Here is a 26,605-nt window from a genome sequence, read left to right on the forward strand (position 1 = left end):
GTTGCCCGGCGTGGCCACAGACGGATTGGTGGCCGCCGCGCATTCGGTCTACCCCGCTTTTAGGGCGAGGCCGGTGCCGGAGGGGGTCAGGAGGGTCAGTTGGTTGTGGTTGATGGTGTAGGTGACCGCAGGCCTGAGGACGGCCAGGATTGTGGTCTGCAGCGCGGCGGATTCGGGTGTGCAGGGGTGGTCGGTGGTGGCGACGTCGCTGAAGTTCAGTTCTGTGTTGTTGCGGGTGAAGCTGCCGGAGAGTTCGTTGCACCCGGTCCAGCCGGTCAGGCGGTCGCGGTCGAAGCTGATCCACGCCGGCTCGGCGCGACCGTAGCCCTGGCGCAGATCGCCGTTGGTGATGGTGGCGACGACCTTCCACCTGATCCCGTCGAGCGGGGAGTCCGGTTCGGCGATCTTCCGGTCCAGCAAGGTGATCGTCGTACCGCCTGAGGCGAGGGTGAGCTCGTCGCCGTTCAGCTGCCAGGAGGGTTTGCTCGTCAGGAACGTCTTGAACCATTCCTCCTGGTCCCGAAGCGGCGGTTGGCAGCCCATCTGGGTACCGCCGAGTCCGGGGACAGACAGGCTCCCGTGGGTCAGCAGTTCGCCGGCCCCGACGGCGGCGCCCAGGCTGTTGCACCCGACGTGCGCTCTCACGCTGTCCAACACCCGCGGCCCCTCCTCGTTCTTGTTCGGCTGTCGCGCGAACTGGAGCCGGATACGCGTCTTCGGCAGCAGTTGTTTGGCTTCGCCGTCCTCAACCACAGCGGTCGACAGATAGGTCTTGCCCAGGGGCATCCTGATCGATCCGTCCAGTACGCCGATCGCGGATCTGAACTCACGCAGTCGGTCCAGGAGTACGTCGGCTCCACCGGCCTCTTGGTCCTGGACCCCTGATCGATGCACGGACATCCGACCGTCCGGCTCTACCCGGATGATCGTGCTGACTCCGTAGGCGGCGGCCGGCGTACGTCGGTCGTCGGCGTCGATGATCACGGTGCCGGGCGGAAACTGCGCGCGGGCTTCGGCTGCCGAGGCGGCCGGTGCTTCGCCGGTTCGATTGGCGCTGCTTCCGTACAGGAAGGGAAAGCTCGTCCACAGGAATGGCAGCTCACCCCAGGCTCCGTCGAAGAACAGCACCCAGCCTTCCTTGATGGCCGGCGTCAGCCACTCGGGCATCGCCGGATCCGGCCGGATCGGCGCCAGGACGGACATTCGCTCGGCGAGCGCGAAGTCGGCCGCGGCGAGGGTGTCGCTGCGCAGGTCGAGGTACAGGAACAGCTGATCGTGCGCGTCCTCCAAGTGGACCGAGATCCCGACCGCCTGGTCGACGGGACGACCTTTCAGGACATTCACGGCACGGGCGTCGCGGGCCACCACGCCGTACGTCATCGGACTGGGCCTGGTCACGACAACAGCCCCGCCGCCACGCAGTACTTCGACCGCATGGATTTGCGCCCGATCGAACTCCGGCAGATCCATGATCGACACTCCCCAAGTATCAGCCGGGTGTGCGGTTCCACCTATGGGGCGGCTATGCCGATGTCAGGGCGTCGTCGCCGTCATTCCGCACGATTGTGGGAGGCTCAAGGTGGCCCTCCGAGGCCAGGTGCGTGAAGAGAGCGCGGTTGTAGGTGTTCATCTCAGGCAGTTCGAGTGGGTCGTAGAACCTGAGGTCGGTGGTCTCGGGGCCCGAAAGGTCGAGGTGCCCCGACCACGACTCGGCGCGGTAGGTCAGTGAGATCACCTGGCACTGGTCGCCGTTGGGGTAGACCAAGAAGCATTCCGGACCTGAACGTGCGGAGAGCAGGGTCAGCTGTCCAGCTACCAGGCCTGTTTCCTCACGAAGCTCTCGACGGGCGGCGACTTCGAGTCGCTCGCCTGGTTCAACGGCGCCGCCGGGGATGCACCACGTCTGGTCGTCGGAGCGCTGTTGGAGCAGGACTTGCTGCCGGTCATCCCAAACAAGCACACCGGCAGCCGCGACGACCAGTGGTTCCGTGCCGACCAGTGCTCTCATGCGCTCCAGGTAGGACTTTGTGCCGCCGTCAGCCATGGTCGCAGGATAGGTGGGCGGGTCGATTGAGTCCTGTAGAGCTAGATCGCTTGGAGGGCTTACCGGCCGGAGGAGGTGTAGGGGAGGAGGGCCATTTCGCGGGCGTTCTTGATGGCTCGGGCTACTTGTTTTTGTTGCTGGACGGACAGGCCGGTGACTCGGCGGGAGCGGATTTTGCCGCGGTCGGAGATGAACTTGCGCAGCAGGGCGGTGTCCTTGTAGTCGATGAAGGTGATGCCGTCGCGGTCCAGTGGGTTCTGCTTCGGCTTGCGCGTGCCGGTCGGTGCCGGGCGTCGGGCCATGACGGCCTCCTTTGTTGAATGTCGTTTTCAACTAGCGTAGCGCAGGGTCTCCACGGTGGCGCGTTTCGGCCAGGGCATGGATTCGCCACTCCGTTCCTTCGGTCCGGGCTTGGCGGCTGTTATACCGTCGACTCTTATGGAGCGGAATCTCACAGCCGATCAGCTCGCGCTCTTCGAGAAGGAGTTCGCGTCGAACCCGCAGTACCGGGTGATGCAGAACGCCGTCACGCAGACGCCGGTCAACAGCATCGCCCTGGATCGCCAGGTCGTCACGTCGATGGACCACTCGGTGTCCCATCTGCTGGACGACTGGAAGGTCACCAATCAGAAGAAGAGCGGTCGGTGCTGGCTGTTCGCCGGGCTGAACCTGCTCCGCGTCGGCGCGGCCGAGAAGCTCGGGGTCAAGGACTTCGAGTTCTCCCAGAACTACCTGCTGTTCTGGGACAAGTTCGAGCGTTCGAACTTCTTCCTCGAGGCGATCATCGAGACCTCCGAGCGGGACGCCGACGACCGGACCGTCGCGCACCTGCTGTCGGACCCGATCGGTGACGGCGGCCAGTGGAACATGTTCGTCGCGCTGGTCCGCAAGCACGGCCTGGTGCCGAAGTCGGCGATGCCGGAGACCGAGAGCTCGTCCGCGACCGCGCAGCTCAACGATGCGCTCCGCAAGCTGCTCCGCCAGGGCGCGCGCGACCTGCGGGCGCTCGACACCGACGAGGCCCGCCGCGACCGCAAGCGCGAGATCCTGACCACCGTGCACCGGGTGCTGAGCATCCACCTCGGTACGCCGCCGCAGAAGTTCCTGTGGCAGTGGAAGGACAGCGACAAGGGCTTCCACCGTGACGGCTGGACCACACCGACCGAGTTCGCGGCGGCGTACGTGCAGCTGCCCGTCGACGAGTACGTCTGCCTCGTGCACGACCCGCGGGAGACCAGCCCGGTCGGCCGGACCTTCACCGTCGACTTCCTCGGCAACGTCATCGACGCCCCGCCGGTGGTGTACCTGAACGTCGAGATCGACCTGATGAAGCAGCTCACCCAGGACGCGATCGTCGGCGGCGAGCCGGTCTGGTTCGGTTGCGACGTCGGCAAGCAGATGAACGCCGACCTCGGCTTCTGGGACGCCAAGCTGTACGACTACGGCGCCGTCTACGACACCGAGTTCACGCTGGACAAGGCCGAGCGGCTGGTGCACCACGAGACGCTGATGACGCACGCGATGCTGTTCACCGGCGTCGACGTGGTGGACGGCAAGCCGCGCCGCTGGCGGGTCGAGAACAGCTGGGGTGACGAGAAGGCCGACAGCGGCTTCTGGACCATGAACGACTCGTGGTTCGGCGAGCACGTCTTCGAGGTCGCCGTACGCCGGTCCGCGCTGCCGGCCGACCTGCAGGCCCGCCTGGACGAGGCCCCGATCGTCCTCCCCGCCTGGGACCCGATGGGCGCCCTAGCCGATCAGGCCTAATGCTTCAGCGGGGCGCTCGAGGGTCGGCAGGTGGCCGGCCCAGGGGAGGTGGATGCGTTCCGGGTTCGGTAGGCGTTCCGCCAGGTAGTCCGCGCTGTCGGTGAAGAACTTGAAGTCGTGCGCGCCGGTGATCAATCGCACCGGCGCGCCGATCTTCTCGGGCTCGACGGCGTACTCCTCGTTGTCCAGGTCGTCCCCGGCGGCGAGCTGCAGCTCGTACGCGCGCTTCTGCATCGCGCGGAGCAGTTCGCGGGCTTCGTCGTCGGCGTCCGGACCGATCCAGCGCCGTACGGTGAGGTCGGTCGCGCCGTCGACGTCGCCGGCCTCCAACAGCTTGTTCTCCTCGCCCCACAACGCCCGGAGCTCGTCGTCCGGCTCCACGTTGTCGGTCGGCGCACAGATCAGTACGAGACGGTCGAACCGCTCGGGCGCCCGGCTCGCGGCCTGCTGTACGACGTACCCGCCGTACGAGGCACCGACCGCCGTCACCGCACTGGACCCGACCGCGTCGAGTACCGCGAGCACGTCGCCCGCGTCGGAGTACTTGGCGCCGGCCTCCACCGGCGTCTCGCCGTACCCGCGCAGGTCCAGCGTGATCACTCGATGGTTCGACTTCAGCTCTTCCACCTGCCGGGCCCACATCCGGGCGTCGGCCACGCCGGCGTGCACGAGCAGCAGATCCGGGCCGTCCCCGGTCACGTCATAAGAAATCGTCATGGCTGCACCTTCCAGGTCGCACCTGCCCGCAGGCAAACTGATTACAGGCGGACGACAGTGAACGACTCGGCGTAGTGGTTCGGAGGGAGGCCGGCTTCGGCGGCGACAGCGGCGAAGGTGGCGGTGATCCCCGTGCGAAGGCCGTCGGGGTCCCGGTGCTGGCTGGTGTGCGACAGGAGCGCGTCCAGCTTCTGGTCGAAGGTGTCGGTGACGTCCACGTAGTGGTTGATCTCCGGGTGGTCCATCATCCAGAGCTCGCCGACGTCCCACGCCTCCTCGGCCAGGTCGGAGTACGCGTGGGGGTTGCCGGCCGCCGGATAGAACGCCCGGACAGCAGCCTCCGCCGCGGCCAGGTGGTCAGGGTGTGAGACGTGGAGCCGGGACCACACGCGCTCGGGCGACTGAGTGAGCAGGCGCTGCGGGCGAACAGTCCGGATCACTCGGCTGATGTCGCGGACCAACGCCGACGTCGGCTCGACCGATCCGTCGACGTAGCCGAGGAAGTGCAGTTTCTGGACGCCGACGTGCTGCGCGGCGGTGGTCTGCTCGGCCCGTCGTACGGCGGGAATCTCGGCGCGGTCCCGATCCGGTTCGAAGCCACCGGCCTGCCCGTCGGTGACGATGCAGTAGTGCACCTCGATTCCGGCCTTGGTCCACAGTGCGACCGTGCCGGCGCCGCCGAAGTCGATGTCGTCCGGGTGCGCCATCACGACCAGCGCCCGCTCGATCTCGCTGTCCGGTCGCGGATTCGCCTCAGGAACACTCACCATCAGACAGTAACTGTTTGCCCAGGTGGGCACAGTGGACTCATGGAGTTCGGCGGGGTCGGCGACCCCCAGGACGCCGGTTTCGACCCGGACCGTCTCGCGGAGGCGATCGGGCTGATCGAGGCACGTGGCGGGGTCGCGCAGTTGTGTGTCGTCCGGGACGGCCGGACGGTGGTCGACCGCTCCTTCGGGTGCTCACCGAACGCGCTGTTCTGGCTCTTCTCCGCAAGCAAGCCGTACATCGCGATCGTGGTCCATCAACTCGTCGAATCCGGGCGGCTGCATCTCGACGACGCGGTCGCGGCGTACTGGCCGGAGTTCGCGCGCAACGGCAAACGCGAGATCACCGTCCGCGAGGTCCTGCGGCACCGGTCCGGCCTGTCGAACGCGGGCTCGTACGTCGGAGAGCTCCGCGCGATGACCGACTGGGACCGCGCGCTGCGCCGGATCGAGGAGGCCAGACCGCGCTTTCCGATCGGGACCGTCGCGTACAGCCCGCTGGCGTTCGGGTTCATCCTCGCCGAGGTCGTGCGACGCTGCAGCGGGACGCCGTACGACGAGCTGGTACGTCGTAACGTCCTCGAGCCGCTCGGTGTCGCGGACACGTACCTCGGCCTGCCCTACGAGCTCTGGGACCGGCATGTGCCGATCCGTGCGTCGGGTCCGCTCGGGCCGTTCATCCAGTCCGTCGTCAACCGCCGGAGTACGCGCGAGGCCCTCGTACCGGCTGCCGGGATCTCGACGACCGCGCGGGATCTGACGGTCTTCTACCAGGCCTTGCTGGACGGCCGTTTGCTCCGGCCGGAGACGCTCGCGGTCGCGCTCGAGCCGAGCAGCGAGGGCGAGTACGACCCGGTGGCGCGGGCGCCGGTCCGGTGGTCTCAGGGCTTCCAGCTCGGTGGACCGCGCTGGATGGAGGGTGCCGTGTCGTCCATGGGCTCCCTGAGCGGCAAACGGACGTTCGGCCACAACGGCAGCAACTGCTGTATCGGGTGGGCCGACCCGGATCGCAGGATCGCGTACGCGTACCTGACCAACCGGGTCGGCCGCCCGCAGCCCGACCTCCTCCACCACGCCGCCGTCGCCGACAAGGTCCTCGAAGCCGCCGACCAGACGGAACCTAGGTAAGCACCGGAACCGGGGTCCGCTCGCTGATCACGTGGTCGACGATGCCGTACTCCTTGGCGCCGGCCGCGGTCAGCACGTGGTCCCGGTCGGTGTCGTGCCGCAGCCTCTCGATCGTCTGGCCGGTGTGCCGGGCCAGGATCTCCTCGACCTGACCGCGGACCCGCACCACTTCGTCCGCCTGCAGGATCAGGTCCGGGATCGTGCCCTGACCGCGGCCCGCCGGCTGGTGCAGGACGATCCGGGCATGCGGCAGTACCGCGCGGCTTCCCGGCGTACCCGCTGCCAGCAGGACCGCACCGGCGGAGATCGCCTGTCCGACGCATACGGTCGCGATCGGGGACTGGACGTACTGCATCGTGTCGTAGATCGCGAGCATCGCGGTCATGTCGCCGCCCTCGCAGTTGATGAAGACCTTGATCTCCTGATCAGGCTTGTCCGCTTCCAGATGCAGGAGCTGGGCGATCAGGGCGTTCGCGACCCCGGCATCGATCCCCGTACCGATGTAGATGATGCGCTCGGTCAGCAGGTGCGAGTAGACGTCCATGATGCGCTCGCCGCGCGGGTGCTGGGCGATGACGTTCGGGATCGTGTAGCTGCTCATGCTGCTGCCGCCTTCCTGGGCATGACCTGGTCGAAGGACTCGACGATGTGGTCGATGAAGCCGTACTCGCGGGCCTGCTCGGCGGTGTACCAGTGGTCGTGCCGCGAGTCTTCGTGCACGACGTCGAACGGCTGCCCGGTGTCCTCGGCGATCAGCCCGAGTACGGTGTCGCGGATGTGCCGCAGGTCGTTGGCCTGGATCTCGATCTCGACCGCGGACCCGCCGATACCGGCCGAGCCCTGGTGCATCAGGACGCGGGCGTGCCGCAACGCATAGCGCTTCCCCGGCGTACCGGCCGACAGCAGGAACTGCCCCGCGCTGCAGGCCAGCCCGATCGCCAGCGTCGACACGTCGCACGGCACCATCCGCATCACGTCGCGGATCGCGAGCATCGACGGCACCGAGCCGCCGGGCGAGTGGATCCAGAACGCGATGTCGGCGTCCGGGTCCTCGGCCGCCAGCGTCATGATCTGGGTGGCCAGTAGGGTGCCGAGGTCGTCGTCGAGGACTCTGTCCAGTACGACGATCCGTTGCCCGAGCAGCCGCTGCCGGGCGGTCTCGTTGAACAGCGGCGGTTTCATGTCTTCTGCCATGTCATCCACACTGACCGGGCGAACGGCGCCGTCCCAGCTTTTCTGCTGACGGCAAGTCTGCCCACAGCAAAGCTGTTCTTTGTGGCAGTCTCCTGCGGGTGTATTTGACTGAGGAGCTGTCCGAGCAGGAGCGCACGCTCCTGGAACTGACGGCCACCCCGGCCGCGACGCTGCTCGGCGCGGTGTCGATGATCCTGCGTACGACGTTGTTCAGCGAGGATCCGGCCGTCTGGGTCGACATGTGGCAGGCGCGCCCCGACCTCGCCCGCATCGAGTGGATGGACGGCCCCGAACTGGCCGACGTGGTCGCCCATCTCGCCGCGAAGGACTACGAGGGCACCATCGAAGGCGTCCCCGGCCTGCGCATCACGTCGTACGACGACCACAACGCCAAGATGCACTGGATCGCGACCAGCACCCCGGTGGTCCTGCACCTCACCAGGCAGCTGTCCTAGAGGACCTTCGCCAGCAGTTCGTCGAAGCCGGCCGGGAACGTGTGCCCGAGCCCCGGCAGCCGCTCGATCCTGCACCCGAACCCGGTGAGCTGTTCGGCGGAACCGTCCACGACCTCGAGGAGATCGTCGTCGGTCCCGATCCAGATCGTTGCCGGTGACAACTTCCTGTCCGTGTACGCCGGAAGCTCCCGCAACGCCGGCGCCAATGCGAGCACACCGGCAACGGCCGCCGGCCGACCGGTGAGCGCCCAGTCAAGAGCCACCCGCCCGCCCGCCGAGAACCCGGCTGCGACCACCGGCAAGCCGCCGATCTCGGCAGGCAACTCGTCCAGCGCACGGGCAATGTCCGCGCGGGCCTGCTCGGGATCCGGCCACGTCCGGTACATCGGCGACATCCGCCGCGACGACTGCACACAAACCAGCGCGTAGCCGAGCTCCAGGACCCCGCTCCAGTTCGCTCGCGCATGTAACGCCGTCTGCCCGGCACCATGCAACGCAACCACCACCCCCACCGGCCGATCGGGTACGTCGACCAGCGCCGGAACCGGATCGTCCGCAACCCGCGCGCCGGACACGGCGACCAACTCCTCGAACTCGGACCGCTCACGCAACCCAGCGAGGTCGTCGTCCTCCACCAGGATCGCGGGTGCCCACCACCCACCCGCCGCACTCGCCTCGCGCAACACCCGCAGCGCTCCATCGGCGTCACCGTCCGCGCCGAGCAGGCAGGCCTTCAGGTGGGCGAGTTCGGCCGTCCACGCCTCCAGCCCGTCGCTCTCCGCGTCGAGCAGGTCTGCGGCCGCGCGGTAGCGGTGGTCGTTGTAGAGGACCTCGATCCGGTCCACCAGGTCGTCGTACCGCAGCTCAGAGGCGTCCATGGGGCTGATCCTCGCAGTCCCGGACGCGCGGTTCGAACCCGTTTTCGGAAAGTGTCTGGGGGACCGCCTAAGGTGTTGGGTGATGACCACTTTGTTCTCGCCTGATGAGCTCCCGGTGCCGCTGGAGGAGTCGAAGACGTCTCGGGCCGACCCGGATGCGCTGCTCGAGGGGTTGAACCCGCAGCAGCGCGCCGCGGTGGTGCATGCCGGCAAGCCGCTGCTGGTGGTGGCCGGTGCGGGGTCGGGGAAGACCCGGGTGCTGACCCGCCGGATCGCCTACCTGCTGGCGGCCCGCGACGCGCACCCCGGCTCGATCCTGGCGATCACGTTCACCAACAAGGCCGCCGCGGAGATGCGCGAGCGGGTGGTGGACCTGGTCGGCCCGCGGGCGAAGCTGATGTGGGTCTCGACGTTCCACTCCTCCTGTGTGCGGATCCTCCGCCGCGACATCAAGCGGTTCGGGATCAACTCGACGTTCTCGATCTACGACGACACCGACTCGCGCCGGCTGATGACGCTGGTCTGCCGCGAGCTCGACCTGGACGTCAAGCGGTACAACCCGCGCGCCGTGCTGAACTGGATCAGCACCCAGAAGAACGAGCTGATCGACCACGAGACCTCGGCCGCGAAGGCGGAGAACCATCTCGAGCAGACGTACGCCGAGTGCTACCGGATCTACCAGGAGCGGCTCGCCCAGGCGAACGCCCTCGACTTCGACGACCTGCTGATGACCACGGTCAACCTGCTGCAGGCCTTCCCCGAGGTCCGTGAGTACTACCGGCGCCGGTTCCGGCATGTGCTCGTCGACGAGTACCAGGACACGAACCACGCGCAGTACACGCTGATCCGCGAGCTCTGCGGCGAGGACGAGCCCAACTACAACGGCCCGACGGCGCCACCGGCCGAGCTGATGGTGGTGGGCGACTCCGACCAGTCGATCTACGCGTTCCGCGGGGCGACGATCCGCAACATCCTCGCGTTCGAGGAGGACTTCACCGGCGCCGAGACGATCCTGCTCGAGCAGAACTACCGCTCCACCCAGACGATCCTGACCGCGGCCAACGCGGTGATCAGCCGCAACGAGGGCCGCAAGGCGAAGAACCTCTGGTCCGACCAGGGCCAGGGCGAGCAGATCGCGGTGTACGTCGCGGACAACGAGCACGACGAGGCGCAGTTCGTCGCCGACGAGATCGACCGGCTCACCGACGCCGACGGGGTGAAGCCGTCCGACGTGGCGGTGTTCTACCGGACCAACGCGCAGTCCCGGGTGTTCGAGGAAGTCTTCATCCGGACCGGCCATCCGTACAAGGTGGTCGGCGGCGTCCGGTTCTACGAGCGCAAGGAGGTCCGCGACGCGCTCGCGTACCTGCGGGTCCTGGTCAACCCCGAGGACACCGTCTCGCTGCGCCGGATCATGAACGAGCCGAAGCGTGGGATCGGCGACCGGGCCGAGGCCGCGATCGAGGCGCTCGCCCAGCGCGACCGGATCTCGTTCGCGCAGGCGATGCGCCGGGCCGAGGACGCGCCGTCGATGGCCTCGCGCTCGGTGAACGCGGTCCAGGCCTTCGTCGACATCCTCGACGAGCTGACCGCGATGGTCGACTCGGGAGCCCCGCCGGACGACATCCTCGACGTCGCCCTGCACCGCTCGGGGTACTACGAGACCCTGCAGAAGTCCCCGGACCCGCAGGACGAGACCCGCCTGGAGAACTTGGACGAGTTCATCTCGGTGGCGCGCGAGTTCGTCGAGGAGCGGACCGCGGCCGGCGAGGCCGCCGACCTGCAGGCGTTCCTGGAGCGGGTCGCGCTGGTCGCCGACGCCGACCAGATCCCGGACGCGGCCGACGACGGCGGCGTGGTCACGCTGATGACTCTGCACACCGCGAAGGGCCTGGAGTTCCCGGTGGTGTTCCTGACCGGCATGGAGGACGGCGTCTTCCCGCACTCCCGGTCGCTGACCGACCTGAAGGAGCTCGAGGAAGAGCGCCGGCTCGCGTACGTCGGCATCACGCGGGCCCGGCAACGACTGGCGATCTCCCGGGCCGCGGTGCGTTCGGCGTACGGCGCTCCGCAGCACAACCCGCCGTCGCGGTTCCTGGAGGAGATCCCGGCCGAGCTGCTCGACTGGCGCCGCGACGAGTCCGCGATCACGCGGTGGTCCGGCACCGGGACGACCCGCGGCAGCGGGATCCCGAGCCGGTACGAGCCGGCCCGCAGAACGGCCTCCGACAAGCCCGTGATCAGCCTGAACCCGGGCGACCGGGTGGTCCACGACAGCTTCGGGATGGGCACCGTCGTGGTGGTCCGCGGCGAGGGCCAGCAGGCCCAGGCCGACATAGATTTCGGCTCCGAAGGTGTGAAGCGACTCCTCCTGCGCTACGCGCCTGTCGAAAAGATTTAGTAGAAGTAGGTGAAAGGGGCGTACGCGCCGGTGGAGAAGGCTTGAGTCTGCCTGCTGGCGGGCGGGTGATCTATGCGGTGAAGGAGCCCGACTCTCCAGGCGGTGGGATCCGGGTCCAGGCGCGCCATGTCGAGCTGCTGCGCGCTGCGGGGATCGACGCCGCACTGTGGTTCCGTACGCCGGGATACCGGCTGCCGTGGTTCGAGACGACCGCGCCGATCCTCGGGAACGACCAGCTCGAGCTGGGCGCCGACGACCTGCTCGTCGTACCGGAGCTGTACCTGCTGCCGGGGGTGGATCCCGCGCCCGGCGTGCGGAAGGTGATCTTCAACCAGAACCACTTCCTGACGTTCTGGTCGTGGCGCGACACCGCCGGGTACCCCGGCTGGGACCCGGCGCCGGAGGTCTGGGCTGTGTCGCAAGAGAGCCACGACGTGCTCGGCCGGCTGCACCCCGAACTCCCGGTCCGCCTGGTGCCCAATCCGATCGACACCGAGCTGTTCAGGCCCGGACCGGCACGCACGCGCCAGATCGCCTGGATGCCGCGGCGTCGTCCGCTCGAGGCGTCGGTGCTGGAACGGCTGCTCCGGAACGACCCACGGGCCGACGGAGTTCAGCTGGCCGTGCTCGCGGAGCTCAGTGAGAGCCAGGTGGTCGAGGCGCTCGGCCGGACCTCTGTGTTCATCGCACTGGGGATCTCCGAAGGCTTCGGTCTGCCGGTCGCCGAGGCGCTCGCCGCCGGTTGCCTGGTCGTCGGGTACCCCGCCGGTGGCGGCGAGGAACTGTTCGAGGCGCCGGGCACCTGGCGGATCGACGACGCGCGGCCGCATCTGCTCGCGGATCGGGCTCTGGAGCTGGTCGACGTACCGGCGGAGGATCCCGTTCGTAGTGCGGGGCGGGAATGGATCACGGAGCGTTACTCCCCGGCGGTGACCGCCGAGGCCCTCCTGGCCGCGGTCGCTTCGGCTCGGGCGTTACCGGGCCGCGCAGGCGTCGCAACCCACCCGATCGTGTGGCCGGACGACCCGGTCGCCGCCGCCGAGCGGGCCCATCCGTGGCGGCCGTGAGCAGATCCAGCTGAAGCTTTGTGGGGGTTAGCGTTGCATCTGACCCGGAGATTGAGACAATCAAGGATCTTCGGCCCCTCCCGGAAGCGCGTCCGCTCATGTCCAAGTCGTCGGCCAGTCACCGCCGGATCATCCTGGCGGGAGCGAATCCTGGCCTCCGGCTGTTCGACGAGCACGGCAAGGTGACGGCGTACGCGTCGATCTGGATGGTCGACTGGTCGATCCGCGGCTCGGGTACGGCGGTGGTGCTGTGGTTCGACGGGATCGTCCGCGTGGTGTCCGAGGACGTCGATCTCGCCTCCTGGCTGGAGCAGTACTTCGTCCGGTCGTTCCTCGAGGTTCAGGGCCTGCCGTGGCACGAGCCGGCCGTCGAGCGGGACCTGGTCCAGGTCTCGATGAACCTGGCCGACGGCCTGAGCGCGAAGGCCGCGGACATCCAGATCGAGATGAGCGGCGTACTGGACCGGCGGTTGTTCGCGACCGACAACTTCCAGCTTGCCGACGGCAATCACAGCCTCAGCCTGGTGATCGCCCCGGTCCGGTCCGCGACGGTCTCGATCGGCGGCGCCTCGGTGCCCGGTTTCGTTCAGGTCGACGGCTCACCGGACAAGCCGGGCTCGTCCGCGTTCCTCACGACCGCCGAGGTCTGGCAGCGTTAACGCAGGTTGAACCAGTTCTCCATCCGCTCGACGACGCGCTGATCGCCGCCGAGCACCCGCTGCAGCCTGAACAGGTACGCCGCGATCCCGGCAGCGCCCTGCATCCAGCCGACGCCCGGCCGCAGCAGCGGATCCTCGTTGCGGTGCTCCACGAACCGCCAATACCCCTCCGGGTAGGCGTGGTCGAGCAACGTGTCACCCATCAGTACGGCGAACTCCAGGTCCTGGTCCTCGCCGTCGCGGTGCCACGCGTCGAGGAACGCGTCGCCGACCCCCGCCGTACCGCAGCAGCGGCCGTCGTTGTCCCAGAAACCCGGATGGAGCCGCTCGGGGATGCCGGCGTACCGGACGCCGTCCAAACACCGGCGACGCCACGTCTGCGGCGTCTCACCGGCGATCTGCGGTACGCCGGCATACTCGAGCGCACTGAACGTCGACGCGGTCCCGGCACCGCCGTGGCACCAGTTGAACGTGTACTCGTCGCCGTGCCGCTCCGCCCACGGAATCACCCGCGGCACCCGAAAGCCTTTGTCGTCGTTGATCCCGAGCGTCACCAGGTGCTCGGCCCCGCGCCGCGCCACGTCGACGAGCTCAGGCCGCCCGAGTTCCACGCCGGCCACCGCGAGCACCGCGACGATCCCCGCGAGACCGTGCGAGAAATTCGGCATCTCGGTCGGCTCGTCGGTGCGGAACCGGCGGGACACGAACTGCCAGTTGACCCCGGCCGGCGTCTTCTCCTGTTCGCCGAGCAGCAGGTCCGCGGCCCGGTTGGCGAGCGCCGAGGCGTCGTCACCGCGCCGGGTCGCCCACAACGCGCCGAGCAGGATCGCGCCCGTTCCGAGGGTGATGTCGTTGGCGACCGCCCCCGGCGCGTATCTCGGCTGGTCGAGGAAGTTCTCGGGCCAGCCGTCATCGGTCGCCCACGCCTGAAGACGTTCCAGCGCGGCGCTCGTGCCCGGCTGGTCGAGGGCAGTGAGCGCTCCGATCGAGCTGACCAGTCCCCCGAAGAAGGTGGTGGTCGTGGTCGTCGGGATCGTCCTACGGATGCGGTCCGCGATCGCAGCGGCCAGGTCCTGCTCGGCAGGGGTCCATTGCCGGGTCAGGCGGATCTCGGCGAGCGCGTGGGCGAGTCCGGCGATGCCGTTGTGCAGCCCGTCGCGCTCCTCCTCGATCGGCTGCTCGTCGCCGGCGAACTCGGGGATCCACGGGCCGTCGTCGTCCCACCGGACCTGGCCCATGACCCAACCCCAGGCCGTTTCGCCGATCTCGCCGTACGTCATGGCTTGGCGTTCCCGAGCCGGATGCCGCTCCACTCGAGGGTGCTGGTGGTGACCGCGGCCCAGAAGTCGTGCAGCCGCTGCAGGACCCGCAACTGGATCCCGGCCTCCTCGTGCAGCGCGAACAGATCACCGACCCGCTCCGGCGTACCGAGAGGTCGTACGTCGGTGGTCGCGACGACGGCGGCGTCGTGCTCGACGAAGGCGTCGGCGGGGAGGCGGTAGGCGTACAGCTCGACGGAGCGCATCGCGTCCAGCCAGCCGTACTCGACGGCGTGGACGCGGGAACCGGAGCCGGCGCCGATGATCCGGTCGCGGTCCTCAGGAGTGGTGCTCGGTCCGATCCAGGCCATCGCTCGCGGGCATTGGCGGGGGAACCAGTAGTCGGGCGCGCGCTCGTGGCCGACGGCCCAGACGTACGCCGTGGCCTGCTGCGCCGTCTTCGCGACGTGCGGCCGGAAGATCTCGATGGTCGGATCCTCGGAGAAGTGCAGAACCTCACCAGCCGCCGGACGCATGCGTCGCAGCTTAGTCAGACGTGGTGTTGCGGTGCGCGGGAATTACGGGTTCAGACCTACGGGTTCAGACCACAGTGGTTGCGCAGCCACGGCATCGGGTTGATCGGCTCGCCGCCGCCCGGCCGGACCTCGAAGTGCAGGTGCGGGCCGGTGGTGTTACCGGTCATCCCGACCGCGCCGACCTGGTCACCGGCGTACACGGTCTCGCCGACCGACACGCTGAACTTCGACATGTGGTTGTACCAGGTGACGGTGCCGTCCTCGTGCCGCACCTGGACCTGACGGCCGTAGGCGCCGGCCCAGTCGGCGAAGATCACCACGCCCTTCATCACAGCGCCGATCCGGGTCCCGATCGGGGCGGCGAAGTCGGTGCCGGTGTGGTTGCGGGCCCAGCGGCTGCCGCCCTGCCCGAACGTCGCGGTGATGTGGTAGCCGGAGATCATCATCTCGCAGCGGGTGGCGGACTCGCGGGCCTTCTGCTCGGCGGCCTCGGCCTTCGCCTTCGCGGTGGCCAGGGCGCTCGCGCGCTTCGCGGTGAGGGCCTGGGTGGCGTTCAGCTTCGCGGCGCGGGCCTGGGCCAGCTTCGCGGCGGCGGACTGCTTCTTCGTCGTGTCGGCGAGCTGGACCCGGGAGGAGTCACGGGTGGCGAGCTGGCGCGCCTGGATGCGTGCCGTGGTGATACCGGACAGCTGCTGCCCACTGTCCAGGCTGAGCGCGGCGAGGTTCACCGCGGAGTTCGCCTGGGTCGGTGACGCCAGCGAGCTGTGGCTGAAGCCGACAGCTCCGGCTGCCGCGGCGAGCGCGGCGGTCAAACCGACGATCTGGGAGCTGGTGGGGGTATTACGCCTGGCGACGCGATGCTTGGCACTGTGACGTCCTGCGCCGGGTTTGCGCGCAGCGTTGCCGGGCGTGACGCGGTCTCCCGCGGCACGGTGCTGGGACACAACGTGGCCTTTCGGTCACAGGGGAGGGGCTAAGGGGAGAGCGAGGGGGAAGCTCTCTCCTCCTCTCGGGGGGTTTATTCCCCGGGAGGACTCACAGACCATAACGGAAGGGTCACGGGGTGACAAACCCCGCCACCCACTTTTCCGCGTGTCCTTCACGAAACTTTTGCATGAGCCGCTGCACGTGCATCCGCCCGAATCGCTCAGAAGGCTTCCTGATCAGGCAGTTCTGGGCTCTTCGTCCAGGTGGGCCAGTACGCCGGTGATGCGGTGCACGACCTCGCCGTGGAACGGCAAGGACAGGTGGCCCACGCCGTGCACCCGGACGTTACTCGTCACCAGATCGGGGTGCCTGATCCGGGCCCTGCGCTGCGGCACGATCAACTGGTCGACGTCGCTGTAGAAAGCGACGAACCGGGTCCGGCAGTCCGGCGCCGGCTCGTCCAGCTCCGCCATCAGGTCGCTGTCCGGCCGGACCTGCTTCACCAGCGGCCACGGCAGCAGCTTGGCCGCGGCCGTGCCCTGGTGCGGCGTCCCCAGTGTCACGCAGGTGTGCACGCGGGCGTCGCCGCCGAGGCGCTGGATGTAGTACCGCGCGATCAGGCCGCCGAGGCTGTGCCCGATGACGTGGATCTGGTCGGATCCGGACGCCTCGCAGATCGCCTCGATCTCACGGCCCATCCGTTCCGCGGTACGGCGTACGTCCAGCGTCAGCGGTGAGTACGAGAACGTGTGGATGCTGCTGAACCCGCGCCGCACCAGCTGCCGACGCATCATCGCGAAGACCGTGTGGTTGTCGATGATCCCGTGCGCGAGCAGGATCGGCGTACCGGCGGCCTGGATGTCGCTGACCAGCAGGCCGCGCTGGGCCGGGCCGAGGCCGGTCAGGTTCAATCGCGCGGGGAGTGCGGGAGCGCCGCCGACCAGACCGAGCGGATACATCGCCAGGTGCGTGGTCAGCCAGCCGAGCTCGACCGCCGCGCCGTGCAGCACGCTGGGCGAGAGTGCGGAGCGGGCGCCGTACGCGAGTCCGTCCAGTGCGCCGCGGACCTCGTCCTGCCAGGAGCCCATGCGCGCCTCCTCACCAAACCAGACCCCCCGGTGGTCCGATCACTTTCAACGGTAACCGGTTCCCGTTCGGCGTGTGGGCGAACACACGCCGCCGTGTCTTATCCGTGAGGAACACAGCGGGTTAGCCTGCCCACATGTCTGCTACGAGCCCGTTGCGCGTTGTCGTCGCCAAGCCCGGTCTGGACGGTCACGACCGTGGCGCCAAGGTCGTCGCCCGGGCCCTGCGGGACGCCGGCATGGAGGTCATCTACACCGGGCTGCACCAGACCCCGGAGCAGATCGTCGAGACCGCGATCGCCGAGGACGCCGACGCGATCGGGCTGTCGGTGCTGTCCGGCGCGCACATGACGCTGTTCAAGCGGGTCCGCGAGCTGCTGACCGAGCGGGACGCCGAGGACATCGTGGTGTTCGGCGGCGGCATCATCCCGGACGCCGACCTGCAGCCGCTGGCCGAACTCGGCGTACACAAGATCTTCACCCCGGGTGCGACGACCACCGAGATCGTCGAGTGGGTCCGCGGTCACGTCGGCGACGCGTCGGCGTCCACGGCCTGAGAGCTGCCCGTTCTGATCCGCGGGGAGTACCGGAGTTGCGAATCCGCTCCGGAGCGTGATGACGACTGCGCGGAGTCGTTCTGAACGGGCTTGCCCGGTTCAGTCACGTTACTAACCGGTAATACCGAATCGTTAGGAAATGCCCGGTTGTGCGGGCTTCCCAAACGCGGTCGCATACAGCCATGCGGCTGTCCGTTTCAGAGACCGTCGGGCCGGGCTGTGTGTGGCTCAGAACACATCGGCCCCGTTCTCGGTTACTGTCCGGACATGGCGGATCGCGGTGTGGTGGGGAACGGCGACCGGCTGACGCAGGACCAAGCGATGTCCCATCGGGAGAGGGCAGGTACACGATGAGGTTTGAACGATCACACACACGCAAAGCGGCCGTCGTGGCCGTCGCGAGCAGCCTGGTGTTGCTTGCGTCAGCGTGTGGTGGCGGCGATGACGGAGGCAGCAGCAATGGGGGTGGCTCGGCCGGCGCGCTCGAGGGCCGGGGGCCGATTACCCTTGCCAGCGGCAAGGACACGTCCGGAAACCTGCAGAACCAGCTCAACGCCTGGAACGCGTCGCACCCGAACGAGAAGGTGGAGCTGAAGGAGCTGCCGGAGGACGCCGACGCGCAGCGGCAGCAGATGGTCCAGAACGCCCAGGCCAACTCCGACGCCTACAGCGTGCTGGTGATGGACGTGGTCTGGACGTCGGAGTTCGCGGCGAACCAGTGGATCACCCAGATCCCGGAGGACAAGGTTCCCGACCTGGGCAAGCTGATCCCGGCAACAGTCGAGACGGCGAAGTACCGCGACAAGCTGTACGGGGTGCCGATCACCTCCGACGGCGGCCTGCTGTACTACCGCAAGGACCTGCTGACCAAGGCCGGCATCACCGATGCGCCGAAGACCTGGGCCGACATGGTCGCCGCGTGCCAGAAGGTACAGGCGCTGCCCGAGGCAAAGGGCATGGGCTGCTACTCGGGTCAGTTCGAGAAGTACGAAGGCCTGACCGTCAACTTCGCCGAGGCGGTCAACTCCGCGGGCGGTTCGATCGTCGACAAGGACGGCAAGCCGAGCGTCAACACGCCGGAGGCGAAGGCCGGGCTCGACGAGCTGGTCAACGGCTTCAAGACCGGTGCCATCCCGAAGGCCGCGATCACGTACAAGGAAGAGGAAAGCCGGCGCGCGTTCCAGGAGGGCAAGCTGGTCTTCCTGCGCAACTGGCCGTACGTGTACGCCAAGGCCGCGGCGACCGACGGGACCTCGAAGGTAGCCGGCAAGTTCGGGGTCGCGCCGCTGCCGGGTAAGGACGGCCCGGGTGTCTCGTCGCTCGGCGGTCACGACTACGCGATCGCTTCCTCGGCCAAGAACAAGGCGACGGCGATCGACTTCATCAACTTCATGGCGAGCGAGGCGCGTCAGAAGGCGAACATCGAGAAGACGTCGCAGGCGCCGACCTGGGCCTCGCTGTACGACGACGCGGCGCTGAACAAGCAGTTCCCGTACCTGGCGCCGCTGAAGGCCTCGATCGAGAAGGCGCAGCCGCGGCCGCGGGTGGTCAAGTACGGCGACGTGACGGCAGCGATCCAGCAGGCGGCGTACGACGCGCTGAACGGCAAGGTGGCGCCGGACAAGGCGCTGGCCGACCTGCAGACCAAGCTGCAGTCGCTGATCACGCAATGACCGTCGTGTCGGGGCCGGTGCGGGGGGATGTTGCGACCACGCACCGGCCCCGGCCAGTTCCTGCCCGGGTTCGCCCGGGAAGCGTAAGGAGGCGCAGGTGACTGCAACCGCGCCGGTCGCGGAACGGCCGGCCAAGGAACCGAAGCAACCGAAGCGACAGCAGCGGTTCAACGAGGGCACCGGCCGGCTGGCCGCGATGCTGCTCTCCCCGACGATGCTCGTACTCGGGCTCGTCGTCCTGTTCCCGATCATCTCGGCGTTGCGTGAGTCGCTGTACACGAGTGGCACGAAGCTCGACGAGAACGGGTTCATCGTCAAGGGCTCGACCTTCGTCGGGCTGCAGAACTACACCGACATCTTCAAGGGCGAGATCGGCGACCGGTTCTGGAACGCGTTCTACAACACGACGTTCTTCACCGTGATCTGCGTCGTCCTGGAGACCGTCCTCGGTGTCGTGATGGCGCTGATCATGCACAAGGCGTTCAAGGGCCGCGGTGTGGTCCGGGCCAGCATCCTGGTCCCCTGGGCGATCCCGACCGTCATCTCGGCGCTGCTGTGGAAGTGGATCTTCCAGGCCGACGGCATCGCGAACGACCTGCTCGGTACCCAGATCCTGTGGTCCACCGAGGGCTGGCAGTCCAAGATGTCGGTGATCCTCGCCGACACCTGGAAGACCGCGCCGTTCATCGGCCTGCTGGTGCTGGCAGGCCTGCAGACCATCCCGGCCGAGGTCTACGAGGCGGCGAAGGTGGACGGTGCGAGTGTGTGGAAGACGTTCACCCGGATCACGCTGCCGCTGGTGAAGCCGGCGCTGCTGGTGGCAGTGCTGTTCCGCATTCTCGACACGCTGCGGATCTTCGATCTGCCGTTCGTCCTGGTCGGGCCGCACAAGGACTCGGTCGAGACGCTGTCGATGCTGGCGTACGACGAAGCCTTCAACACCAGATACGGCCCGGCGGCCGCCTATGCGACGGTGCTGTTCGTCTACGTCGCCGTGGTCGCCTACGCGTTCGTGAAGATCCTTGGAGCTGACGTGATCGGTGAGGCCAGAGCCAAGAAGCCTGGCGGTGGTGGTAAGGGCCGGCGGAAGAAGCGCGAGATCGAGGAGGCGCCGGGCGTTGCCATGGGCGCAGCCGCGGGTGGAGGTGGAGTGTGATGGCTACCGCAACCGCAGCGCCCAGGGAAGATCTCGCAAAGGTCCGCGCGGCCGAGGTCGGTCCGCTGCGCCGGTGGGCGCCGCTGATCGGCGTCGTGCTGATCGTGCTCTACTGCCTGGCGCCGTTCTACTGGATGGTGGTGTCGGCGTTCCGGCGGCCGGCCGACCAGTTCTCGAACAAGGTCATCCCGGCACCGTTCTCGATCCAGAACTTCAAGGACGTGTTCAGTGGCTCGAACGGCTTCGGCCGGGGCTTGCTGAACAGCCTGATCGTGGCCGGCACCGTGACGATCCTGACGCTGGTCATCGGCTTGATCGCGGCGTACACGCTGGCCCGGCTGGACTTCAAGTTCAAGAACGTCGTACTGGCGATCATCATCACCACGTCGATGTTCCCGGGCATCTCGCTGGTGGTGCCGCTGCTGAAGTTGTTCGTCGACATCAAGTGGATCAACACCTACCAGGCGATGATCGTGCCGAGCCTGTCGTTCGCGCTGCCACTGGCGGTGTGGAACCTGACCGCGTTCTTCCGGCAGATGCCGCAGGAACTCGAGCAGGCGGCGATGGTGGACGGCTGTACGCCCGCCCAGGCGTTCCGGAAGGTCATCATCCCGTTGGCCGCGCCGGGTGTGTTCACGACCGCGATCATCACCTTCATCGCGGCGTGGAACGAGTTCCTGATCGCCCTGAGCATGACGAACAAGAAGTCGATCCAGACGGCGAACGTGATCATTTCGCAGTTCACCGGTACGACGGGACGTGACCAACCGTTCGGTAGCCAGATGGCCGCCGGTGTGGTGGTCACGATCCCGCTCGTGATCGCGGTACTGCTGTTCCAGCGCCGTATCGTCGCCGGCCTCACGGCAGGTGGCGTGAAGTGAACTGGCGGGACCGGCGGGAGCGTGATCGCCGGGACCGGGAGGATCGGGATCGGCGGGACCGCGAGGACCGGGACCGCCGCGACCGCGAAGACCGGGATCGGCGGGACCGCGAAGACCGGGACCGCCGTGACCGTGAGCGCTACCGCTAGCTGACAGCCGAGGGCCGGGACCACAAAGGTCCCGGCCCTCGTGCGTCGGCTACACCTCGAGCCAGACGGTGACGTCGGTGGGGAGCTCGCCGTTCGGCAGCGGCTCGCTGCTCAGCATGACCTTCTGGTGCTCGGGGAGGGCGACCGGAGCGCTGCTCAGGTTCACCACGCAACGGAAGCCGGGGTCGCGGGTGAACGAGAGGACGCCGTCGGGCGCGTCCTGGTCCCAGATCAGCCGGCCCTCGCCCAGTGCCGGGTGCTCACGCCGGATGCGGAGCGCCTGCTTGTAGAGGTTGAGGTGGCTGCTCGGATCAGATGCCTGGGACTCGGCGGTCAGACCGGCCCAGTCGGCCGGCTGTGGGAGCCAGGGCTGCCCGGACCCGGGGCCAAAGCCGTACGGCGGCTCGGAGCCGGACCACGGGATCGGGACCCGGCAGCCGTCGCGGCCGCGGACGGTGTGCCCGGAGCGCTCCCAGGTGGGATCGTCGAGCACGTCCTCGGGCAGGTCCTCCACCTCGGGCAGCCCGAGTTCGTCACCCTGGTAGATGTACGCGCCACCGGGCAGCGCCAGTTCCAGCAGCGCGGCCGCCCGCGCCCGGCGCAGCCCGAGCTCCAGATCGGTCGGTACGACGCCCGCGCCTTCCAATGCGTCCCGACGATCCCGGCCGTACCGCGTGCGGTGCCGGATCGTGTCGTGGTTGCTCAGCACCCACGTCGCCGGCGCCCCGACCGCCCACAGGTTGTCGGTGGTGTGGTCGATGACCTCACGCAGTTCCTTCGCGTCCCACGCCGCGCGCAGGGCGTCGAAGTTGAACGCCGAATGCAGTTCGTTGGGCCGCACGTACTGCGCCAACCGCTCGGCCGGCGACAGCCACGCCTCCGCCACGAAGACCCGGGGTCCCTGCGGTGTATCGGCGTACTCGTCGGCGATCGCGCGCCAGCGCTGGTGGATGGTGTGCACCCCGGGCTGGTCGTAGAACGGGTTCCCGACGTACTTCTCGCGCGTCGGCTTCCCGTTGTGCAGCGGTACGTCGGGCAACGCCGGGTCCTTCGCCATCGAGTCGGCGACGTCGATCCGGAACCCGTCGACGCCGCGGTCGAACCAGAACCGCAGGATCGAATCGAACTCCTCGACCACCTTCGGGTTGTCCCAGTTCCAGTCCGGCTGGGAGATGTCGAACAGGTGCAGGTACCACTGGCCGTCGTCGATCTGCTGCCACGCGCCGCCGCCGAACGCGGCCGGCCAGTTGGTCGGCGGCAGGCCGTCCTCGGAGTCCCGGAACCAGAAGAGGTCCCGCTCCGGAGAACCCTTGCCCGCCGCCAGCGCGGCCTTGAACCACGGGTGGTCCCAGGAGCAGTGGTTCGGCACCAGGTCGATCAGGATCCGCAGGCCCAGTGCGTGCGCCTCGGTGATCAGCGCGTCCGCGTCGGCGAGGGTGCCGAACTCCGGGTTGATGTCGCGGTAGTCGGCGACGTCGTACCCGCCGTCGAGCAGCGGGGACGGGTACCAGGGGCTGATCCAGATCGCGTCGACGCCAAGCTCTGCGAGGTACGGCAGCCGGGCGCGGATCCCGTTCACGTCGCCGGTCCCGTCCCCGTCGGCGTCGGCGAACGAACGCGGATACACCTGGTAGACGACGGCGCTACGCCACCAGTCGTCAGCTGGTCTGATCTCAGGATCGGTCATGCGGTCTAGCCTGACATGGGGCCCGGAGAAGGCTGTGACGGTCGTCTCAGCCGGGACCCCGCCTGTTGCTGCCGGCACGAGGGTGGCTACTGTCAGAAGCCCCGTACAGGCGAGAGAGGGACCACACTCGTGGATCTGATGGAATTCCAGGCGAAGACGGTCTTCGCCAAGCACGGAGTGCGGACGACCGTGGGTGCGGTCGTCACGACTCCGGAGGAAGCCCGCGCGGCGGCCGAGAAGATCGGCGGCCGGGTGGTCGTGAAGGCCCAGGTCAAGACCGGCGGCCGCGGCAAGGCCGGCGGCGTCAAGCTGGCCTCGAACCCGGACGAGGCCGAGGAGAAGGCCCGCGAGATCCTCGGGCTCGACATCAAGGGTCACGTCGTCAAGATCCTGAACATCGTCCCGGCCGCGGCGATCGGCGAGGAGTACTACTTCTCGTTCCTGATCGACCGGGCCAACCGCAACTACCTCTGCATCGCCTCCGCCGCCGGCGGCATGGAGATCGAGGAGGTCGCGCACACCAACCCGGACGCGGTCGCGAAGATCTCGATCGACCCGGCGACCGGTGTCGACGAGGCGAAGGCGCGGGAGATCGCGGTCGCCGCGAAGTACCCGGCCGACGTGATCGACGCCGTCGTACCGGAGATCGTCAAGCTGTACGACGTGTTCATCGCCGAGGACGCCTCGCTGGTCGAGGTGAACCCGCTGGTCAAGCTCGAGGACGGCAACGTCGAGGCGCTGGACGGCAAGGTCACGCTGGACGAGAACGCGGACTTCCGGCACCCGGACCACGCCGAGTTCGAGGACGTGTCGGCGGCCGACCCGCTGGAGGCGGCGGCCAAGGCCAAGGGCCTGAACTACGTGAAGCTGGACGGCTCGGTCGGCATCATCGGCAACGGCGCGGGTCTGGTGATGAGCACCCTGGACGTCGTCGCGTACGCCGGCGAGGAGTTCGGCGGCGTCAAGCCCGCGAACTTCCTCGACATCGGCGGTGGCGCGAGCGCCGAGGTGATGGCCAACGGCCTGGAGATCATCATCTCCGACCCGCAGGTGCAGAGCGTGTTCGTGAACGTGTTCGGCGGCATCACCGCCTGTGACGCGGTCGCGAACGGCATCGTGCAGGCGTTCGAGCTGCTGTCGAGCCGCGGCGAGGCCGTCACCAAGCCGCTGGTCGTCCGGCTGGACGGCAACAACGCCGAGGAGGGCCGCCGGATCCTCGACGAGGCCGGCCTGGCCGGTCTGGAGCGGGTCGACACGATGGACGGCGCCGCCAAGCGCGCCGCCGAGCTGGCTGCGAAGTAAGGGATCGCCGAACAATGTCTATCTTCCTGACCAAGGACAGCAAGGTCATCGTCCAGGGCATGACCGGCTCCGAGGGCACCAAGCACACCACCCGGATGCTTGCCTCCGGCACCAACATCGTCGGCGGCGTGAACCCGCGCAAGGCGGGGCAGAGCCAGGACTTCGACGGCAAGGCGGTACCGGTGTTCGGGACCGTTGCGGACGCCGTCAAGGAGACCGGTGCGAACGTCTCCGTCATCTTCGTCCCGCCGAAGTTCACCAAGGACGCCGTACTGGAGGCCATCGAGGCCGAGGTGCCGCTGGTCGTGGTGATCACCGAGGGCGTGCCGGTGCACGACACCGCCGCGTTCTTCGCCGCCGCGCAGGCGTCCGGCAAGACCCGGATCATCGGCCCGAACTGCCCGGGCATCATCACCCCGGGCGAGTCGAACGCCGGCATCATCCCGGCCGATATCGCCGGCCAGGGCCGGATCGGTCTGGTGTCGAAGTCGGGCACGCTGACGTACCAGATGATGTACGAGCTGCGGGACTTCGGGTTCTCGACCGCGATCGGGATCGGCGGCGACCCGATCATCGGGACCACGCACATCGACGCGCTGCGGGCCTTCCAGGACGACCCGGACACCGACGCGATCGTGATGATCGGTGAGATCGGCGGTGACGCCGAGGAGCGGGCGGCCGCGTTCATCAAGGAGAACGTGACCAAGCCGGTCGTCGGGTACGTCGCGGGCTTCACCGCACCGGAGGGCAAGACGATGGGCCACGCCGGCGCGATCGTCTCGGGCTCGTCGGGTACGGCGGCCGCGAAGCAGGAGGCCCTCGAGGCCGTCGGCGTGAAGGTCGGCAAGACGCCGTCCGAGACCGCCAACCTGATGCGCGAGATCATGCAGGGCCTGAGCAAGTAACTGCCAGGAGCTGTGCAGCGGGACCTGCCCCTGACGGGGTGGGTCCCGCTTTCTACTGGTAGGCGGCGGAGCGGTCGGCCGCGCGGGCGAGCGTCTCGTTGAACGCCGCGTTGGTGAGGTCCAGCTCCTTGAGCACCGGGAACAGCACGTAGACCGCCCGGTTCCCGGATCCGGCGATCCCGATCCGGTAGACGAACTTCTTCCCGTCGCCGGTGTCGTACGTCGCCTTCCAGCTCTTGCCCGTCATCGTGTTGGTCTTGACCGTGCCGGTCGACTCGACCTTCGCGTTCGAGACGTTCTTCTCGCAGGCGTCGACGTTCTTCTTGATCTGGCTGACGTAACTCGCCGCCGCGGTCGGGGTGGCGAACTTGATCACCGTGTCGTCGAACCCGAACTCGGTCGGCACCTTCGCCTCCGGCGTCACGTACGTGACCGTGCCGTACTTCGTCGCCTTCGCCTTCTTGAGGCCGAGCTTCTCGCAGCCGGTGCCGTCGTTGCTCGTCGCGGGGGCGCTCACCCACGGCTTGTCGATCTCGTCCAGCAGCGGCAGGTCGACCGACGCCATGAAACCCGGGGCGTCGGTGTTCGGCAGCAGGGCGGGTTTCGCGACCGGCGCCCCGGTCGCGCAGCCGCCGGTCTGGGCGCAGATCTTCTTCGCCGCGGCGCTCGCGGTGGCCAGCACCGTGTCCGGCCGGGGCGGCGCGGCCGCCAGCGTGTCGTGCTCGACGACCATGGTCGCCTGCCCGACGAGTGTGACCGCGACGGTCTTGTACTTCGTCTTCGCGCCGGGGACCTGCCCGAACACGGCGATCACACCGCGCTCGCCGACGCCGGTGGTCACGTAGCCGGCCGACAACCGGGTTTGCGGTGTCGTGCACTGGCTGAGCCAGTGCACGACAGTGGTGTAGGTCTTCGCGGCGGTGGCCTTGTCGTTCGACACGTCGACGTACTGCACTGCCGTGTCCTTGGTGGCCGAGTTCTGCAGGGTGCGGACCCAGGTCCGCAGGCCGGACGGGTCGGCGAACCGCTGCGACTGGCAGGCGAACGCGCTGTCCGGGGCGGAGTCGCCGTCCGCGGTCTTGGTGACCGCCCAGGTGCCGGTGGCGCCGAGCGTCTTCGCGCTCGCGGCGTCCAGCAGCGCCTTGTCGTCGGCGAGTACGTCGGAATTGGTCGGCTTGTCGTCCGACGGGCCGTTGCCGGCCTTCGCGCCGGGCTCCTTGTCGCCGCCGAACGCGTTCAGCGCGGCGACACCGCCGCCGCCGACCAGCACCACGACCGCGACGCCTGCTGCGATCGTCTGGTTCCGCTTACGCGCCTTCAGGCGGCGCGCCTCCCGGGCAGCGGCGCGACCGCCGCCGCGTGATGCACGGTGGGAACCGGCCAAAGCTCGTCCTCCTGACTGATTCCACCC

27 protein-coding genes are annotated in these 26,605 nt (G+C 68.3%); 13 read left to right on the forward strand and 14 right to left on the reverse strand.

Annotation, left to right across the window (positions count from 1 at the left end; all coding sequences use genetic code 11):
• Positions 1 to 48 precede the first annotated feature (48 nt).
• The 3 genes from EV647_RS17075 to rpsR are packed head-to-tail and all read right to left on the reverse strand — an operon-like array spanning position 49 to position 2,346.
• A complete protein-coding gene (locus EV647_RS17075) occupies positions 49 to 1,470 on the reverse strand; it encodes an META domain-containing protein (RefSeq protein ID WP_134003808.1) in 1,422 nt (473 codons plus the stop codon).
• Positions 1,471 to 1,522: 52 nt separating this feature from the next.
• On the reverse strand, positions 1,523 to 2,044 hold the full coding sequence (locus EV647_RS17080) for an NUDIX hydrolase (RefSeq protein ID WP_134003810.1): 522 nt from the start codon (positions 2,042 to 2,044) through the stop codon (positions 1,523 to 1,525).
• A 59-nt stretch (positions 2,045 to 2,103) separates the two neighbouring features.
• Positions 2,104 to 2,346, reverse strand: a complete 243-nt coding sequence (rpsR, locus tag EV647_RS17085) for a 30S ribosomal protein S18 (protein WP_133784955.1) — start codon at positions 2,344 to 2,346, stop codon at positions 2,104 to 2,106.
• Positions 2,347 to 2,482: 136 nt separating this feature from the next.
• Here rpsR and EV647_RS17090 point away from each other — a divergent pair, with 136 nt between their 5' ends.
• Positions 2,483 to 3,811 carry an aminopeptidase C gene (locus EV647_RS17090; protein ID WP_134003812.1) on the forward strand — a complete coding sequence of 443 codons (1,329 nt, stop codon included), beginning with the start codon at positions 2,483 to 2,485 and terminating at the stop codon, positions 3,809 to 3,811.
• Here the strand turns inward: EV647_RS17090 and EV647_RS17095 are convergent.
• Complete coding sequence (locus EV647_RS17095; RefSeq protein WP_134003814.1) at positions 3,794 to 4,528, reverse strand: alpha/beta fold hydrolase; 735 nt, start codon at positions 4,526 to 4,528, stop codon at positions 3,794 to 3,796. The two genes, EV647_RS17090 and EV647_RS17095, sit on opposite strands and share 18 nt — an antisense overlap.
• Before the next feature lie 41 nt (positions 4,529 to 4,569).
• The gene (locus EV647_RS17100) at positions 4,570 to 5,295 is read right to left on the reverse strand and encodes a PIG-L deacetylase family protein (protein ID WP_238175508.1); all 726 of its coding nucleotides are present in this window, start codon (positions 5,293 to 5,295) and stop codon (positions 4,570 to 4,572) included.
• A gap of 42 nt (positions 5,296 to 5,337) precedes the next feature.
• Here EV647_RS17100 and EV647_RS17105 point away from each other — a divergent pair, with 42 nt between their 5' ends.
• Positions 5,338 to 6,423 carry a serine hydrolase gene (locus EV647_RS17105; protein WP_134003818.1) on the forward strand — a complete coding sequence of 362 codons (1,086 nt, stop codon included), beginning with the start codon at positions 5,338 to 5,340 and terminating at the stop codon, positions 6,421 to 6,423.
• On the opposite strand, the gene EV647_RS17110 is transcribed toward EV647_RS17105, so the two are convergent.
• Together EV647_RS17110 and EV647_RS17115 are read right to left on the reverse strand one after the other, a co-directional pair.
• Complete coding sequence (locus tag EV647_RS17110; protein WP_134003820.1) at positions 6,416 to 7,024, reverse strand: ClpP family protease; 609 nt, start codon at positions 7,022 to 7,024, stop codon at positions 6,416 to 6,418. The two genes, EV647_RS17105 and EV647_RS17110, sit on opposite strands and share 8 nt — an antisense overlap.
• Positions 7,021 to 7,617: a ClpP family protease gene (locus EV647_RS17115; RefSeq protein WP_134003822.1), complete on the reverse strand. Its 597-nt coding sequence runs from the start codon at positions 7,615 to 7,617 to the stop codon at positions 7,021 to 7,023. The genes EV647_RS17110 and EV647_RS17115 overlap by 4 nt, the downstream gene beginning before the upstream one ends.
• A 98-nt stretch (positions 7,618 to 7,715) precedes the next feature.
• Between EV647_RS17115 and EV647_RS17120 the strand changes: the two genes are divergently transcribed.
• Positions 7,716 to 8,072, forward strand: coding sequence for a hypothetical protein (locus tag EV647_RS17120; protein ID WP_134003824.1), 357 nt, complete (start codon positions 7,716 to 7,718; stop codon positions 8,070 to 8,072).
• Here EV647_RS17120 and EV647_RS17125 read toward each other — a convergent pair.
• Positions 8,069 to 8,950, reverse strand: coding sequence for a phospholipase (locus EV647_RS17125; protein ID WP_134003826.1), 882 nt, complete (start codon positions 8,948 to 8,950; stop codon positions 8,069 to 8,071). The genes EV647_RS17120 and EV647_RS17125 overlap by 4 nt on opposite strands.
• Before the next feature lie 82 nt (positions 8,951 to 9,032).
• Between EV647_RS17125 and pcrA the strand changes: the two genes are divergently transcribed.
• The 3 genes from pcrA to EV647_RS17140 all read left to right on the forward strand — a co-directional run bounded on the left by pcrA (position 9,033) and on the right by EV647_RS17140 (position 13,077).
• Positions 9,033 to 11,351: a DNA helicase PcrA gene (gene pcrA, locus EV647_RS17130; RefSeq protein ID WP_134003828.1), complete on the forward strand. Its 2,319-nt coding sequence runs from the start codon at positions 9,033 to 9,035 to the stop codon at positions 11,349 to 11,351.
• A 41-nt stretch (positions 11,352 to 11,392) separates the two neighbouring features.
• Positions 11,393 to 12,418: a glycosyltransferase gene (locus EV647_RS17135; RefSeq protein ID WP_134003830.1), complete on the forward strand. Its 1,026-nt coding sequence runs from the start codon at positions 11,393 to 11,395 to the stop codon at positions 12,416 to 12,418.
• Positions 12,419 to 12,516: 98 nt separating this feature from the next.
• Positions 12,517 to 13,077, forward strand: coding sequence for a hypothetical protein (locus EV647_RS17140; protein ID WP_134003832.1), 561 nt, complete (start codon positions 12,517 to 12,519; stop codon positions 13,075 to 13,077).
• On the opposite strand, the gene EV647_RS17145 is transcribed toward EV647_RS17140, so the two are convergent.
• The 4 genes from EV647_RS17145 to EV647_RS17160 all read right to left on the reverse strand — a co-directional run bounded on the left by EV647_RS17145 (position 13,074) and on the right by EV647_RS17160 (position 16,887).
• Positions 13,074 to 14,357: a lanthionine synthetase LanC family protein gene (locus EV647_RS17145; protein WP_202876191.1), complete on the reverse strand. Its 1,284-nt coding sequence runs from the start codon at positions 14,355 to 14,357 to the stop codon at positions 13,074 to 13,076. The two genes, EV647_RS17140 and EV647_RS17145, sit on opposite strands and share 4 nt — an antisense overlap.
• The gene (locus EV647_RS17150; RefSeq protein ID WP_134003834.1) at positions 14,354 to 14,872 is read right to left on the reverse strand and encodes a DUF6886 family protein; all 519 of its coding nucleotides are present in this window, start codon (positions 14,870 to 14,872) and stop codon (positions 14,354 to 14,356) included. The genes EV647_RS17145 and EV647_RS17150 overlap by 4 nt, the downstream gene beginning before the upstream one ends.
• 56 nt (positions 14,873 to 14,928) lie before the next feature.
• Positions 14,929 to 15,684: a M23 family metallopeptidase gene (locus EV647_RS17155; protein WP_134003836.1), complete on the reverse strand. Its 756-nt coding sequence runs from the start codon at positions 15,682 to 15,684 to the stop codon at positions 14,929 to 14,931.
• A 351-nt stretch (positions 15,685 to 16,035) separates the two neighbouring features.
• Positions 16,036 to 16,887 (reverse strand): triacylglycerol lipase, encoded by an 852-nt coding sequence (locus tag EV647_RS17160; RefSeq protein WP_134003838.1) that lies wholly within the window; start codon positions 16,885 to 16,887, stop codon positions 16,036 to 16,038.
• Between the two features lie 134 nt (positions 16,888 to 17,021).
• On the opposite strand from EV647_RS17160, the gene EV647_RS17165 reads away from it, so the two are divergent.
• The 5 genes from EV647_RS17165 (at position 17,022) to EV647_RS17185 (ending at position 21,300) form a co-directional block, all read left to right on the forward strand.
• Positions 17,022 to 17,441, forward strand: coding sequence for a cobalamin B12-binding domain-containing protein (locus tag EV647_RS17165; RefSeq protein WP_134003840.1), 420 nt, complete (start codon positions 17,022 to 17,024; stop codon positions 17,439 to 17,441).
• 350 nt (positions 17,442 to 17,791) lie between these two features.
• Positions 17,792 to 19,114 (forward strand): ABC transporter substrate-binding protein, encoded by a 1,323-nt coding sequence (locus EV647_RS17170; RefSeq protein WP_134003842.1) that lies wholly within the window; start codon positions 17,792 to 17,794, stop codon positions 19,112 to 19,114.
• 97 nt (positions 19,115 to 19,211) lie between these two features.
• The gene (locus EV647_RS17175) at positions 19,212 to 20,270 is read left to right on the forward strand and encodes a carbohydrate ABC transporter permease (RefSeq protein WP_238175510.1); all 1,059 of its coding nucleotides are present in this window, start codon (positions 19,212 to 19,214) and stop codon (positions 20,268 to 20,270) included.
• A 134-nt stretch (positions 20,271 to 20,404) separates the two neighbouring features.
• Positions 20,405 to 21,151 (forward strand): carbohydrate ABC transporter permease, encoded by a 747-nt coding sequence (locus EV647_RS17180; RefSeq protein WP_202871130.1) that lies wholly within the window; start codon positions 20,405 to 20,407, stop codon positions 21,149 to 21,151.
• Entirely contained in the window at positions 21,148 to 21,300 is a 153-nt protein-coding gene (locus EV647_RS17185) for a hypothetical protein (RefSeq protein ID WP_202871095.1), read from the forward strand. The genes EV647_RS17180 and EV647_RS17185 overlap by 4 nt, the downstream gene beginning before the upstream one ends.
• Before the next feature lie 49 nt (positions 21,301 to 21,349).
• Here EV647_RS17185 and EV647_RS17190 read toward each other — a convergent pair whose 3' ends face one another.
• Positions 21,350 to 22,987, reverse strand: a complete 1,638-nt coding sequence (locus EV647_RS17190) for a glycoside hydrolase family 13 protein (protein ID WP_134003845.1) — start codon at positions 22,985 to 22,987, stop codon at positions 21,350 to 21,352.
• A gap of 129 nt (positions 22,988 to 23,116) precedes the next feature.
• Here EV647_RS17190 and sucC point away from each other — a divergent pair, with 129 nt between their 5' ends.
• Positions 23,117 to 24,289 carry an ADP-forming succinate--CoA ligase subunit beta gene (sucC, locus tag EV647_RS17195; RefSeq protein ID WP_134003847.1) on the forward strand — a complete coding sequence of 391 codons (1,173 nt, stop codon included), beginning with the start codon at positions 23,117 to 23,119 and terminating at the stop codon, positions 24,287 to 24,289.
• Positions 24,290 to 24,303: 14 nt separating this feature from the next.
• Positions 24,304 to 25,194, forward strand: a complete 891-nt coding sequence (gene sucD / locus EV647_RS17200; RefSeq protein ID WP_134003849.1) for a succinate--CoA ligase subunit alpha — start codon at positions 24,304 to 24,306, stop codon at positions 25,192 to 25,194.
• Positions 25,195 to 25,246: 52 nt separating this feature from the next.
• Here sucD and EV647_RS17205 read toward each other — a convergent pair whose 3' ends face one another.
• Complete coding sequence (locus EV647_RS17205; RefSeq protein ID WP_134003851.1) at positions 25,247 to 26,578, reverse strand: hypothetical protein; 1,332 nt, start codon at positions 26,576 to 26,578, stop codon at positions 25,247 to 25,249.
• Between the last annotated feature and the right edge of the window lie 27 nt (positions 26,579 to 26,605).

Source organism: Kribbella sp. VKM Ac-2566 (genome assembly GCF_004366005.1).
GTDB classification, from domain to species: domain Bacteria; phylum Actinomycetota; class Actinomycetes; order Propionibacteriales; family Kribbellaceae; genus Kribbella; species Kribbella pratensis.